The 15,243-nt window shown below is 46.7% G+C and carries 7 protein-coding genes; all 7 read right to left on the minus strand.

Going from position 1 to position 15,243, the window contains the following annotated elements; translation table 11 throughout:
* Positions 1-27: 27 nt before the first annotated feature.
* The 7 genes from ACGF63_RS10725 to ACGF63_RS10755 all read right to left on the minus strand — a co-directional run bounded on the left by ACGF63_RS10725 (position 28) and on the right by ACGF63_RS10755 (position 15,075).
* Positions 28-1,728, minus strand: coding sequence for a beta-ketoacyl synthase N-terminal-like domain-containing protein (locus ACGF63_RS10725; RefSeq protein ID WP_387630594.1), 1,701 nt, complete (start codon positions 1,726-1,728; stop codon positions 28-30).
* A gap of 36 nt (positions 1,729-1,764) precedes the next feature.
* Positions 1,765-5,847 (minus strand): SDR family NAD(P)-dependent oxidoreductase, encoded by a 4,083-nt coding sequence (locus ACGF63_RS10730; RefSeq protein WP_387630597.1) that lies wholly within the window; start codon positions 5,845-5,847, stop codon positions 1,765-1,767.
* Positions 5,840-9,118, minus strand: a complete 3,279-nt coding sequence (locus ACGF63_RS10735) for an amino acid adenylation domain-containing protein (protein WP_387630600.1) — start codon at positions 9,116-9,118, stop codon at positions 5,840-5,842. The genes ACGF63_RS10730 and ACGF63_RS10735 overlap by 8 nt, the downstream gene beginning before the upstream one ends.
* Before the next feature lie 113 nt (positions 9,119-9,231).
* Positions 9,232-10,983, minus strand: a complete 1,752-nt coding sequence (locus ACGF63_RS10740) for a beta-ketoacyl reductase (protein WP_152962556.1) — start codon at positions 10,981-10,983, stop codon at positions 9,232-9,234.
* 99 nt (positions 10,984-11,082) lie between these two features.
* Positions 11,083-12,399 carry a condensation domain-containing protein gene (locus ACGF63_RS10745; protein WP_387630604.1) on the minus strand — a complete coding sequence of 439 codons (1,317 nt, stop codon included), beginning with the start codon at positions 12,397-12,399 and terminating at the stop codon, positions 11,083-11,085.
* Positions 12,400-12,940: 541 nt separating this feature from the next.
* Positions 12,941-14,419 carry an MFS transporter gene (locus ACGF63_RS10750; protein WP_036842340.1) on the minus strand — a complete coding sequence of 493 codons (1,479 nt, stop codon included), beginning with the start codon at positions 14,417-14,419 and terminating at the stop codon, positions 12,941-12,943.
* Between the two features lie 50 nt (positions 14,420-14,469).
* The gene (locus ACGF63_RS10755) at positions 14,470-15,075 is read right to left on the minus strand and encodes a DUF1062 domain-containing protein (protein ID WP_051477058.1); all 606 of its coding nucleotides are present in this window, start codon (positions 15,073-15,075) and stop codon (positions 14,470-14,472) included.
* Positions 15,076-15,243: the final 168 nt, after the last annotated feature.

The following is a 15,243-nucleotide window of genomic DNA, read 5'->3' on the forward strand; positions in this document are numbered from 1 at the left end:
GAAGACGATCTCTACCGTGTTTACAACTCAGATTACTGTTCTTTCAAATGGATAAGTTGGAAGCGGAAGCCGTTTGCGATGTTCGTTCTGGTAAAAAATACCCCAATTGATATTTTCCCCAGCCTGCCAAGAAAAAGCAGGCGAAATATAGGTGTCTTGCAGTCCGATCAATTCGGGAACCACCACAATAGCCTTATTTAACAGGCCTGATAGCAGCTCATGGATATCACGTGCGACAATCATCTTTCGTATTGGTAAATGTCGTCGGCCTCGCTGCAAGGTAAATGCAACATCAGCGATATTCACCTCCGGGCACTGCTCAAGATATTTCACCAGATCCAAGATTTTGTGCGTTAACGCCGCCTCAGTACGTGCACTCAGCGGGATCAGATGCGCCGCCTCCTGGGAAGGCATATCCGGTTTTCTCGCCGGTGGCCCGGCAACCACAACATGCACATTTGTGCCACCTATTCCAAATGAGCTAACCCCAGCAATTCTGGAGGAATGACCGCTATTCCAGGCCCTGGATTCGGCAGGGACATAAAACGGGGATTCAGGCGCCCGAAGTTCAGCACAGGGATATTCACAATTCATTGAAGGGGGAATAATGCCTAAGTTAACAGCGTAGATGGCTTTTATCAGTCCGGCGATACCCGATGCACAATCAGCATGACCAAGATTGGATTTAATTGAGCCTAAAGCACAAGCTCTGGCAGAGACGCCTTCAAACACCCGCCCCAACGCCCGTAATTCAATCCCATCACCGACTGGCGTACCGGTGCCGTGCGCTTCGATCAAACCAATCTGATCGGCCCGTACATCAGCAGCAGCAAGTGCACGACGGATCACCTGCTCCTGTCCTGAAACACCTGGTGCGCTATAACCCGCCTTATTAGCGCCATCGTTGTTTATTGCCGATCCTTTGATAACCGCCAGAATCGGTTCACCATTGAGCAGAGCATCTTCCAGACGGCGCAATACCACGAATGCCGTCGCATCAGAGAAAATCGTACCGTCGGCTCTCTCGTCAAACGTACAAACCCGTCCCGTCGGAGACAATATGCCGCCTTCATGATAAATATATCCAACATGAGCGGGATACCTGACGCAAACACCGCCAGCCAGAGCCATGTCACTTTCACCTAACAGCAGACTGTTACAAGCCATATGTACAGCAACAAGCGAGCCTGAACAAAAAGTTCCTACGCTCACAGCCGGTCCTAAGCAATTGAGCTTATACGCAACACGAGTTGCCAAGGCATCAATAGAACTTCCCCCAAACAGCAGCATCGCGTCAGCCGGAGAATTGTTCAGCGTCGGCACATTTGCGTGCCAGGTACTTTGGCGAGAACCAACAAAAACCGAACAGAGTCCCGCGTCCGCACCGCTTGCATAACCGCTCAGTTCAAGCGCCTCATGGCAAACCTCCAGGCAAATCCGTTGTTGGGGATCCATTTTCGACACTTCCCTTGGCATGAGTTGAAAATAGCCGTAATCAAACTTTTCCGGATCCCGAAGGTATGCACCACGCGGAACGTAATGCAATCCTTTTGCATCCGCATTAATGCCCCTATCATGAAGCTCTGTATTGGTATAACCAGAAATCAGTTCCCGTTTCGCTAAGATTGCATCCCAAAGCGCCTGACTCGAATCCGCATTAGGAAAACGCCCAGCTATACTGGTGATCGCGATATCTGTTGAATAGCGCATTTGTGTTTTTGATTTCATTCCCTTCCCCGAACAAGTTATTCTTGCCAATTCAAGCTACAGCACACCACCTTCATTTCGCTTTTTCTTTACCTGCATCGCAAAGGTCACCACTGTGCTGAATTCGAAAAGATCAACCATAGATACAACAACATTAAAATGAGTATTAACCTGTCGCACCAATTCGGCCCCCACTAATGAATCGCCCCCTAAATCGAAAAAGTTCGATTCATGATCAACAGGACAACGCAGTAGATCACACCAAATAGCCGTCATATCATCGATGATGGCTTCGTCTGATGTAATGGGAGGCGTCTTTACAGGCTCCTCGGCATCACTTTGAAGGAGCGCCTTCGCCAGATCGTGCAACCGTTCATTTAAAGGTATGGTGGAAACAGCAAAACGTGGCTCTATATGGCATGAGGCAAAAATAATATTCAATGCATTGACGACATCAGCATGACATAACGGACGAGCACGATTTACGCTGTATTTGAAGCTATTTGACTCATCCCAACCCTCCCATCCATCCCAATCAATTGTGAAATAAGGTTTATCCACATTGTGCATTGAAGAAAATACCGTGCAGGCTTCGTTTGAAGCGGCATAAGGAGCAAGGCCCAAACCACCAGCGAAAACCGACAGAGACGAGATAAAACAACCGAATTTCAGAGGGCGATCAGCAAATATTTCATGCAAAACAGCAGCCCCTTTTCGTTTTGGATGCATGAGCTTTTGCCAATCATGATGGTCCGAATTTTGCAGCCACTGGATCGTTGCCTGACCAGAAAGCCCGGCAGCATGGACAAAGCAATTCACTTCACCCAAGAGGGATTCCACCCGGGAAAGTTCTGCAAGCACGCAAGTTTTGTCTGTCACATCGGCGGTAATCACTTCAAAGTTAGCACCAATATTTCGCAATTCCGCTAATCGTTGACTCTGCAACGTATCAGGCTTGGCAGAATCTATGGGTGTCTTAACGAGCAGGATGAGTTTCGCGTTAAACTTCGTAGCAAGATATTGTGCAATACCAAAACCAACCGTACCCAATCCCCCGGTCACCAAACAGATCATTCCAGATGAAATTTCCCGACCGACCGATGGGCTGACAACCTCAAAATAGCGCTCCCACCGCCAGCCTTGACGTACCCCAACCACTTGCTGGTCGCCGGCAGTGAAAAATTCAGCCACGATATGTTGAGCATGATTAAGATGGCAAATTTCTTCACCAGGTACATCTATCACTTTCACTATCATGCCAGGCAATTCCTGACTGATTGCAGAGATGGATGCCAGCGCAGTGGCCCGTTCGATAACCCGTGGTTCGCCGCCAGTAACATCGATAAAACCTTGTCCTATCAATGTCAACGAAATGGCTTTATTGCCAATTTGGGAAAGCGCTTTTACCATATTAAATAGCGTAAACGGGAAACAATCCTCCTCTGTCCGCCTGTCACAATCTGGTGGGATATCACCCAAAATGAATAGGATATGATCGGGAGTATCCACCGGCTGTTTCTTTAGCGTGAGCATCAAACGCTGCACACTTGCGGTATCGCCAAAGTTGACTATAAACTCTGTTTCATGGAAAAGCGTGGCTCGGTTTTCATGCACCTCAAACACTTTCTGTCCCAGATCACGCAGAACATCAGCGATCGGACAAACTTCGTTACAGCTCTTATCGTATAAAATCAGCCAGTTACGCTTATCTACTGATGATACAGGCGATAAACGCCGCGTTCGTTTCCAACGTTCAACATAAACACCGACTGGTCCGTCAACAATTTCAGGGCTTGCCACAGGCTGATCAGCATAAAGTTGTTGTTGGTGCTCCGTCCCTGCTGAACCGGTATACCAGCACCGCCGACGTTGCAAAGGTTGAACCGGAAGCGGAATACGCGAAACAACTTCCCCGCCTCTCAATACAGACCAATCTATAACTAAACCACGTTGCCATAACTTTCCGGCCAGCTCGACTAAAGCCCTGTCATCTTCTTCATGAAAGGCACCTAAACGAATAATATTTTCCGCGTTTGAAACTATTTCAGAGATTCCAGAGAAACGATCAGACGAATGGCTAAAATCTAATATCACATCATTTGCTGATATAACCTCACTCTCTTGCCGTAAGATCGGAAAGGTGCCATCAATCAAGATGGCTTTCACATTATTACCATCAACCACTCCATGATGCCTGGACCAAAAACTTCCGGGCAACGCCATACGCCCGCTGGTTAAATGCCGTAGCGCATTTCCCAACAACTTATCAACGACTTCAGGCAATGTCAGTATGCCCAACGAGCAGGCAACGGCGAGATCATAGCGGCTATCTGATATGATAAATATCGGCGTCGAAATCATTCTCTGCCAACAATTGATAACCGCGATCACAGCCACGACATTGGCAATCCTCCCTTTGTTTCCATCACTTTCTGTCATGTCAGTGATGTCAATTCTCTTGATGTCATAGGCAAGATCCGCCGGTAATTCAGCGAGTAGCTTATCTACTTCTTGCCAATAGCAAGGCATCTTCACGAATAAAGAGGAGTGAATACCCGGCCCAAGCGCAATCACCAGACGTGGCGGTTCAGAAACTTGTGCGGTGACGGTGAAATCGGTGTTTCTGATGCTGTCGATCAACATTTTCACATCTTTAGCATACAAACAGGCTCGGTATGGCTGCGCTGCGCGTCCTTCCGCATAGGTAAAAGCCACTTCATCAATATGAGTATCTGGTTTAGCCTCCAGCATTTCCGCCAAACTTGTCCTCAACGTGTCCAAAGCATCGGCACTGCGTCCCCCCAACGGAATGGCTCGCCAGCCAGATTTACTTTTACCTGACATTCGTACCGGCGCTTGCTGCAAGATCATATGAACATTGCTGCCACCCGCGCCAAAAGAGCTGACTCCCGCCCGTCGTAGTCCTTTCACCGGCCAATTGATGGGAGTGGTGTTGATAATGAAAGGACTTTGCTCAAGGTTCATAGCAGAACTGGCTCTGCTGAAAGTCGGATGTGGGGTAATCGTGCCTGTTTTCAGTGCCATCATCGTTTTTGCCAACCCCGCGAATCCCGCCGCCGCCGCCAAATGACCAATGTTAGCTTTGATCGATCCTAACGCACAAAATCCCTCACGATCCGTACCCTGACGGAAAGCCTGACAAAGCGCGGCATATTCGACCGAATCCCCAAGTGGCGTCGCGGTACCATGTGCCTCGATCATCCCTAATTCATCCGGCTCAACCCCGGCAATCGCCTGAGCATCCAAAATGAGTTTTCGTTGCCCATCGACACCCGGCGCGGCAAAGCCTGCCCGGGCAGACCCATCATTATTCGCCGCTGAGCCAAGGATCACGGCATGAATGGTATCCCCATTTCTCATGGCCTCATCTAATGGTCGAAGAGCCACAAGTCCAGCCCCATCACCAAAGAAAGTGCCCGATGCCTTCTCATCGAATGGTCTACAATATCCATCCTCCGAGAAGATCATATCGCGTTGATAAAAATAGCCCGGTCGGGAATAAGCATGCACAGAAACCCCACCGGCGAAAGCAATCTCACACTCGCCAAGCAAGAGGCTTTGTATCGCGGTATGAACCGCCGTCAATGATGTCGAACAGCCCGTCTGAATAGCTATACTCGGCCCGTCAAAACCGAGTTTGTATGAAATGCGTGCCGGCAGATAATCCTTATCATTGGTCAGCATTAGCTCTGTTCCCATTAGCGAAGCCAGATCACATTCAGACCCAATGACATTAGGTAAATAGGTATTCATCGAACTTCCGATAAAAACACCAATACGGGGGCGTCGGAAAGGATTACCATAGCCGGTCACTTCCGCCAGCTCCCATGCGCACTCAAGAAGAATTCGCTGTTGAGGATCGAGTAATTCAGCCTCTCGCTGGCTTATCGAAAAAAAATCCGGATCGAACAAATCAATATCCGGCAAACATGAATCGACAGGAACATAATTTTTTGCAGTGATGATATGCCGGGCGACGCCAAAACGGGCAAGTTCTTCCTGGCTATATCTTTTTGCCAAGATTCGGCCCGCAACAAGATTATCCCATAGCACATCCAGGCTATTAGCCAGAGGTAACCGACAAGTGACTCCAATGATTGCGATCGCATTCTCAGACATCTTGTTCCCCCTTGAATGATCTTCTTGAACTCAGCGTTTTCTGACGTCGCGTTTGGGAGGGGGTATCTGCAACTTCTGTCGGCGTCACCGGTTGCAGAGGACGCAAAAGGTAATTAGCCAACATGCGAATAGTCGGAAAGCGGAACAAATCTGAGGGAAGCACGGTACTGCATCCCGGTAATTGCACAATATGCGCATGAATCTGCATCAGTGCCAGTGAATTACCACCAATATCAAAAAACGCGTCATCCAGTCCGACTGTCGCTCTTCCCAACACCTCACACCAAATCTTCGAAATCTCTGCAAAAACCGAGTCGACAGGTAACACAGGGACAGGTCTCAACGAGCTGATATCCGTCAACCTCCCCGCTTTAATCAAATCATTTAACGCTCTTCTATCAACTTTGTTATGGGTATTACATGGCAATTCATCAGCCAGCATAATCCGGCCGGGCAACATGTAGATGGGGAGATAAGTTCTGAGATGCTCACGAATGGCAGACTCTTCGGGCAGATTGCGCTGACTCGCAGGGACCAATATTGCAACTAAACGATCTGTGCCCTCGTGAGATTCAACGATAACAGCAGCATCCGCAATAGCATGATAGCGATTGAGACAATCCTCAATCTCTGCAATTTCAATTCGGTAACCGGCGACTTTTACCTGATTATCCACGCGACCACAAAAATGAATTCGTTCCCCGTCCCAATACGCTAAATCACCGGTTTTATAAATACGTCCATTATCAATATAGGGATCAGGAATGAAACATTGAGCCGTTAACTGTTCAAGACCGACATACCCCCTGGCGACACCACGACCGCCAATGTAAATTTCACCGACCTCACCCATCGCAGGTGTTTGCATTGAGGTATTCAGAAGATAGACCGTTGCGAAACCTAACGGTTTGCCAATCGGGATCACATGGTAGTCGGTCAGTGCTTCAGTGACCTTCTCCACTGTGGTGTAAACGGTTGCCTCCGCTGGACCATACATATTCCATAATGTCCATTGGGTATTCAGATAAGGCCGAACAGTGGCACTGAGAAGTGCTTCACCACAAATGACCCAATGTTTTATCGCATAAGTTCTTGGCAGGCTCTGAAACTCAGATAGCAGGTTTTTCAAACTGGCAGGCGTCTGTGTGACAATAGTGACCTGCTCCGCGGCTATAAGGTCCAGAAGCTTGTCAGGTTGGTTACGTATCTCATCGGGTACAATGACTAAAGTCCCTCCAGAACAGAGGGAACCCCAAATCTCCCACACAGATAAATCAAAACTGGCAGCATGGAACCAGCTCCACACCTCTCCAGGCGCGGGTGACAAGTATTCGTCCATTGCGTTGAGAAAGGCAATAACATTACTGTGTTCAACATCAATGCCTTTGGGGGTGCCCGTAGAACCGGAAGTGAAAACACTATAGGCAATTGAAGAAGGTGTACAATAATCAACCACCTCCACAGCAAGTTGCGGCTCCATAGCGGTCATTATCATCAGCTTGGCCGTAAACGAATCATCTGAGTCAACATCAGCGTTAACAACAATCAGCTTCATCTCTGATTGTTCGACAATTCTCTCCAGACGTTTCTGGGGCAACCGGAGATCTAACGGTACATACCCTGCGCCAATACGCATAATCCCAAGCATCGTCACCACGGCTTCTAGTGAAGGCAACAATGCGACCCCCACCCGATCGCCAGACACGACCCCATTTTGTATAAGCCGGTCAGCAACCTCCAGCGACCAACGCTGCAAATTCTGGTAAGTTAACCTATCGGCACCACAACGAATCGCTACGGACGCCGCTTGTTGCACAACCCGGTGATCAAAAAGCGAAACTATGGTTTGGTTCGGTATTTCAGGGAGCATGTCCGTATTAAGCGGACCGGATGGAAGATTGTAATCCTCTGATTTTGGTGCCAACAAAGCGCTAATCTCCCTATCAGGCTCCGCAATCAGCGTTTCAACCACTTTTTTGAAGCGCTCTGCAACTATCTGAAGACCTGAATGTGAGAAAAAATGTTTGTCCCCTTTGAGTTCACATCTTAATTGGGAATCAGCATCCAAAAATAACAGTTCAATATCAACCTGCCCTTCCTGCTGACAAAGCCTGAATGGAGAAATCGTCCGCCCCGCCCATAAAACCTGAACAGCATCCTCAGCCATCGCCAGTTCCAATTTCAACCAACGCGACTGCCCTACGTGCCCCAGCATATTCACTGCGGTCTGAAACAACGGATTACGCCCCTCATGCCGCTCCACAGCAAGGTGATCAAGCATTTGACTGAGACAAAAATTTCGATTATCAAGAGCCGATAACGATCTTTCTTTTGCAGCCAATAACAGGTGATGAAATGTTTGATCAACGGACAAACGTATAGGTAATACATTAAACAGGCAACCGATAATATGTTGATGAACTGAGTCACGCATCGACACCGGCACACCCATCACAACATCTGACGTTTTTGTCTCCCTGGCTATGTAAGCCCCCCATGCCGCTAGCATGACAGTAAAGACCGATCCGCCTATTTGCCCGGCAAGCTGCTTTATTTTTTTGGTAGTTTCTTCACCGAGATTAAAAATCACGGACGACTGACCACTATGGCCTTTTCGCCAAAAACTATTCCATTGCAGCATTGCCGGCTGTTTCTTTAAACATTCACTCCAATACGCTTTCGACTCCGCCGCCGCTTCACTCTGGTAATACGCCTGTTCTCTAGAGACATAATCCTTGAAAACTTCGGCTGGCGGTAACCAGGAATCGTCATCTTCGCCAAGTTCAGCCAGATAAAAGTGCTCAAGCTGATCCCACATAAAACCAAGTGAAGTAAAATCCGACACAATATGATGAACACACATCAGTAAAACGTGCTCTTCGGCACTGACCACATAGATACCGAAACGCAGAGATGACTCTTCTTCTAACTTAAAAGGTATGGAATGAAAGTCCTGAACTGCCTGTTCGAGAACATCCTGACTCCATTCCGTTGCATCGAAAACCGCCAACGCCGGCGGTAAGTGTTCGTTGATAACCAGCTTTGGTTCGCCGTTCATGTTCACGAACGTGCTTCTTAATGTGACATTTTTGGAAACCAGCCGATTAACCGCATAGCGAAAAGCATCAATTTGAAACGATCCGTGAATACGGAAAGCCAGGGCAATATTATATCGGGTATCGTCAGGGGTATAATTGGCAATGAACCATAAAGCTCTCTGCTGCATGGACAGCAACTCTGCATCACCAGTCTGTGGACAATCTTTATACATAACGTGTCAAGCTCCATCAATACTAAACAGTATCCCCACCTTCCGGCTACGCCAACTTCGTCACGGAAAAGGTAAGGTTTGTGCTTGGTGTTACTGCATCAGGCAATAGCTTGTCAGAAATAGCGCTTCAATTTTTCAACAACCTCAGCAATGCTACAGTCGTCAAAAAAGACTGATATGGGGACGAGTTTTCCAATGATCCCCCGCAATCGCTGAACAATCGCAACCGCTGACATGGAGTCCATATCAATTTCACTCAACTTCGTGTCGACGGTGATTTCTCCTCCAGCAACAAGTTTCTTCAACTCTTCTATCACTATTTCCGTCATCGCATTGCGTTGCTCTTCATGCGAAGGTTGCCCAGACGCGACCATAGCATCATCACTTCGAGCAGAAGCCAAAGCAGTCTCTATATCATTCACAGGACCTTGAGAATCAATCAGCCTCTCCAGAGCAACACGGCTAAAGTTTCCGGCAATCAGCCCTGTATCGTGATGAATACTCTTTCTGGTAACGGTATCCATGACATCTTTGATATCAAGGAGCAACAATCCCATGGCTTCAAGTCTGCTAAGGTGCAACGGATTGAGACGCGCAGTCATCCCACCACGCCAGGGTTGCCACGCGATAGCCGTACCTGGAAGCCCAGTTGCCAACCGATATCGCATTAAAGAATCCGCGAATGAGTCCGCAGCGGCATATGGCCCCTGCCCCGCAATGCCAATAATTCCGGCTAATGAAGAAAATGCGATGAACCAATCCAGGCTTAACCCTTGGGTAGCCAAGTGTAAGTTCCAGATTCCGGCAATTTTCGGACGGAAAACTTTTTCAACCGAACGGCGACTTAACGTGGCAAGCATTCCGTCTTCAACAATACTTGCCAGATGGTAGATTCCCCGTAAGGGGAAACCCGTTCTATCGATACGCCGCAGCACCGCCTTGACATCCTCAATATCGGCTACATCACCCTGGAACAAATAGAGACTGAAACCTTGCGCTTTCAGTTGCTCAGATTCGGTAATCAAATCAGCCGGCGGAGCAGAATGTCCCATCAGCGTTACATGCCTTGCTCCTGACGCAAAAAGATTCGTGGCCAGCATCCGCCCGGTCTCGCCAAACCCTCCGGTGATAAGATAGTTGGCGTCCTGCTTTATTTCGGTCTTTTCATGGCTAATGGCGACAGATCCAACCTGACGCTGCCAAATGCCCTGAGCATCAATGAGAAACTCTCTCTTCTCACTCGCATTTGTCATGATGTTAAGAGCCGATACGATCCCTTCGTCCCCAATCTGTTCAAGAGGTAAATCAATCAGTCCAACTTCAACAGAGGGGTACTCTTTCGCCATCACCCGGCTTAATCCCCATAAACCACTACCAGACAAACCTAGCGCATCAAATTGCCCGCCAAGCACCTGTACACCCTGGGTAACGACCCAGAGTTGCGATTTTTCCTCATGACGGCATTCAGCAACTTTGTTAGCAATAAGACGTAAACTTTCGAATTGGTGTAACTCATGAGCCACAATATCTGAAGCGCTCAGAAGCTTCTCGTGGCCGGCTAAATAGAGCAATGTGCCTGTGACTTCTATCGAGTCAAGTTGGGAAACCAGATCTGCATCAAGATCAAGAGTGACAACATCAATTCCCTTAGCCTCAATCAATCCCTTCACATTGTGGGCAAAATCGGTATTTCTGCTAATGACAGTACATTTAGTTAATAACGGAGCGTTAGGAGAGGCTATATGACACTTCACCCAATTCAGATTGAACAGTTGCATGCCACTCTCTTCCAAATCACGAAGCAAGGGATCACGCACAACGGGTTTGATCGGTGACACTTCACGCCCGTAAATTTCTTGACTCATCAATATTCCCCCATATCAAAATCCTCTCAATAACGATCAGATCCAGAAAACAGCCGTGCTACTAATGAAACCATAAAAGACGAAAAATGGCAGGGTATGCTATTGATAACCAGAGTAAAACGGCAATTCAATTCCAGACTCGCCGATGGTTTCCAACCAAATAGCCATCAAACGGGATGGTAAAAACTGAAGATTACAATCTGGCCTGGAAGAAATGGTGACGTCCATAGTACTGGCATATATCTCTATATCCATGCTCAACGGTACGTCTTGCGCATCTTCATCCGGCTTGCCAATACGTATTTTTTCAGGGGCCAGTTCATAACCAATAACATTAGGCGATCGTCGTTGATCCCCAACGAAATTGAAAGAAATCGCAGGAAGTTCTGGCCAGCCAAATGAAGAGTCAGACACAAAGTAAGTAGCCGCATAATCCGCCGCTTTTTCTATTGCGCCATTCAATTCTTGGGCCATGTGCTGAAGGGTGCTATTCAGCGATAGATTCGGGTCAATATGAAACTTAACGGTGATCGGAAATGATACTGACCCGACAAGATTAGAAACCGAAGTTTCCCAATAACCCACAAAATGAGGGCTGACCCACATCAACATATCCAGGCTGCCTTTCCCGAAGACAACCGCCAGGGCCTTTAACCAACTACCAAGCAACAAATCTGCCACACTGACACGACGTTGCTGAGCCAAAAGACGTATCCTCTTTAAAGCCTCATCATCAAGCTGCCTGAATTCTGTAACGGCTTCAGCTAATTTACTAATGGGAAGTGACTCAACACGCTGCTCACCGAGAATATTAAGTGTGGTATTTTCAATCGTTTGTTCAGTATCGGGGATGACCGCCTTTGCCATTTGCTTATGCCGTTCATACAGCTCAGCGCAAAATTGCTCATAATTAGCGGCATGCTCAAAATCAAGAGGCTGACCATTTACAGACATTCTGTACGCCTTTGAGAGATCTCGCCATAAAATCCGACTGGAAATGCCATCACATACCAGATGATTGAATATCAATACCAGCCTCTGCGCACGGGCACCATCGCCATCAAACAAGCAGTAACGCAACAGTGGAGGATTTGCCACATTCATATTGGCTCTAACTTCAGCGATATAATTTGATATTAAGCGCCGTCGATCATCTTGACTACCGGTTAGCTCTCTGACTTCAAAAACCTGACGCAATAATTCACTGCTGGGAGGCACCAAGTCCATTTCCATATTCATGCCATCACCGACAAATCGTGCCCTCAGAACAGAATACTTATTCAACAGGTATTCAATCGCCACCCTGAGATGTTCAGGCACCAATCGTTCCAAGGGCATTAATACTTCACCGACACATAACTGATCAATTCTCAGCGAATATCGCAAATCATATAATTGCCCTAATTGAACACGCATAATCTTCACCTTTCCATTACAAGCCCTACGGGCGGAGACGAAAATTAAAACGTTGTGCCGACTCCACACTATCCTGCATACAAGTTAGTTGGATAACACAGCGTTTACTTTTGACGACCAGAGAAAGCGAACATGCAGAGTAAAAAAACGAGAAGCGATAACTTACCTACCCTGTATGGAATGATCATTAGCGCCATTTACTACAGTCATAAACAACATAGTGACAATTTTAAAAGTAGCAATAAAAAAAGAAACCTCCATGAATCAATCTAGATATTTGAACTACACCAGAATAATTAAGATATTATTACTATTAAATAAGTACTCTTTTTAATAAAAACGAGTGATAAACCAATCAGCCCATCAGAAACCCCATATATATCGAAGCGCACTCACCAATCAAAAGAGAAGAAGCCACAAAAATGTGGCTTCCTATTAAAAAGCACCTGCGAAATCAATCTATTCACCTATTTCACTAGGTTGCATACCATCTACTTTGATTCAATTACGCAATGATGAATCGAAGAATGAGAGGAGTCACTCAGGAAGAACGGCGAAAATTGAACCATACCAACGCAGCCATCGCCATAAGAAACAGGGATGAGGCCCCCATCACAGAAAAAACTGCATCGTCGAACGCTGACCTGGCAAGGTTTGCAAGAGCCAAACCAGCATCAGGTGCCATTCCTTGCGCAGCGATCAAAGCACCATCAATACCATCTCTGGCAGCATCATTCACTGGAGAATCAGCCGGAAGTTTAAGAGTATAACTATAGACAGCCGACATGATGCTCCCCATTATCACAATGCCCAATCCACCGCCCAACTCGTAGGAAACCTCTTCAACGGACGCGGCCATACCTGCCCGATTTGGTGGTGTAGCCTGCATGATAGTACTGGACGCAGCCGTCATTGTTGCCCCAAGACATGTTCCCAGCACAAAAAAGCAAATGACCTGCAAAGGCAGGGGAGCTGAAAAACTGACCATGAGTGCAAGTATGGCAAAGGCATACATCAACAAAGAGGTAATGAGCAATCGGGCACTACCCAAACGAGGAAGAATCCAACCACTCACAGGACTTGCCACAATCGCGCCCAATGAAAATGGCAGAAAATAGAGCCCCGATTGCAAAGGTGTTAATGACAATACAAGCTGCAAACGTTGGCTTAAAACCAGATTAATCCCCATCAAACAGGCGGAAGCCACCAACCCAGCGATGACCGCAGACGAAAAAGCCGGACTTTTGAAAATGTCGAAATCAATCAGTGGATACACACTTCGTTTTTGGCGTCGAATGAATAACACCAGAAAACTGATCACCAGAGTAAAAGTCACCAGTATCCCGATATAGGAGGGATCTCGCTTGGCGAACTCCTTGATGGCATAGGCAAAACTGATCAATATAACCATGACCTGCAATGAACCAACAAGATCCCACGGATGAGACGAATCGGTCTTAGAGGCTGGGACAAACAACCATGACAGGATTAATGTCAAAATCACAATAGGAACATTGATGAGGAACACCGATCCCCACCAAAAATATTCAAGCAATAAGCCTCCTATCAGTGGCCCTACTGCCGCTCCCCCAGAGGCAACGGCTGCCCAAATCCCAATTGCGAATGATTTCTCGTCTTCATCATCGAATGTTAAGGCGATAATCGACAGTGTGGCAGGCATCATCGTTGCCGCCCCTACCCCTAACAGTACCCGGGAAACAATCAGCATTTCCGATGAATAAGAGTAAGCTGCCATCAGGGATGAGCAACCAAATATCATGAGACCACAAACCAACAACCGTCTATGCCCGACGCGATCTCCCAAAGTACCCGCCCCCAACAACAGCCCAGAGACGACAAGAGGATAGATATTGACTATCCATAACTTTTCCGTTGTGCTCGCACCCAAACTGTGAGTCAAGCTCGGAAGCGCGGTATACAACACTGTCATATCAACAGCAACCAGCAATAACGCGGCTGAAACAGTAGAGAGCACCCACCATTTCTTTATAATATTCATTTCACTCATCCATTCTTATTTTTATGTCATCTCCGGGAAACCAGATTAATTCAGACAAAATGACTATCAGACTCTTGCAATAAATCGTTAACATTGATGCTAAGAGTGATATCACGCTTTAGCTTTTTATTTAATTCAACTGTAGTTACCCCCTGAATAGCGCCTTGATCAACGAGCTTAGTCACTCGACTACGTGACAACGAAAACTTCTTCGTCAGAATTGAGATAAGTCTGATAGGAATGGGATATTCAAGCTGAATCGTAATCTGTACGGCCGGTGTTTGAGCCATATCCTGAAGTTCTTTACCTTCTATAATAAAGTCAGGAGAAACACCGAGTTCAGCCCTGTTTTTTGCCAATATTCGATAATCAAAGGCATATCGCCGAATTTCATCTTGATCGTTGTGCAAAAATCGCTCATACAAGTCGCCATCCAATTTATTGACATTGACCCTCGAAAAAATATCAATATTCCAAGTGTAATCACACTTTTCGCATTTATAGATACTCCACACATCCAACACTTTTTTTTGCGCATTAACCCTGAATGTACCTGCTGGATAAAACTCCTTTTTCACCTCACAGCCAGGGCAACGTTTCAAAATGGCCTGATAGCCTACAGGCCTGACTAACCATGTAACATTTCTATTTGTCATGATAGATCCACGTTTTAATTGGTTAAGTTACGGCTAAATTGGTCAATTTAAAATCTAAACTTGATGATATTCTATAACATCAGATCTTGAAACTATTTATCAATTCGTTGCTTAAGTGACTTTACTGTTTTTATTTTGGGGAGCAGCGGATAAAACGGGGAGAATCGG

The sequence above is a fragment of the Photorhabdus sp. RM322S genome (assembly GCF_042879395.1).
Taxonomy (GTDB): domain Bacteria; phylum Pseudomonadota; class Gammaproteobacteria; order Enterobacterales; family Enterobacteriaceae; genus Photorhabdus; species Photorhabdus khanii.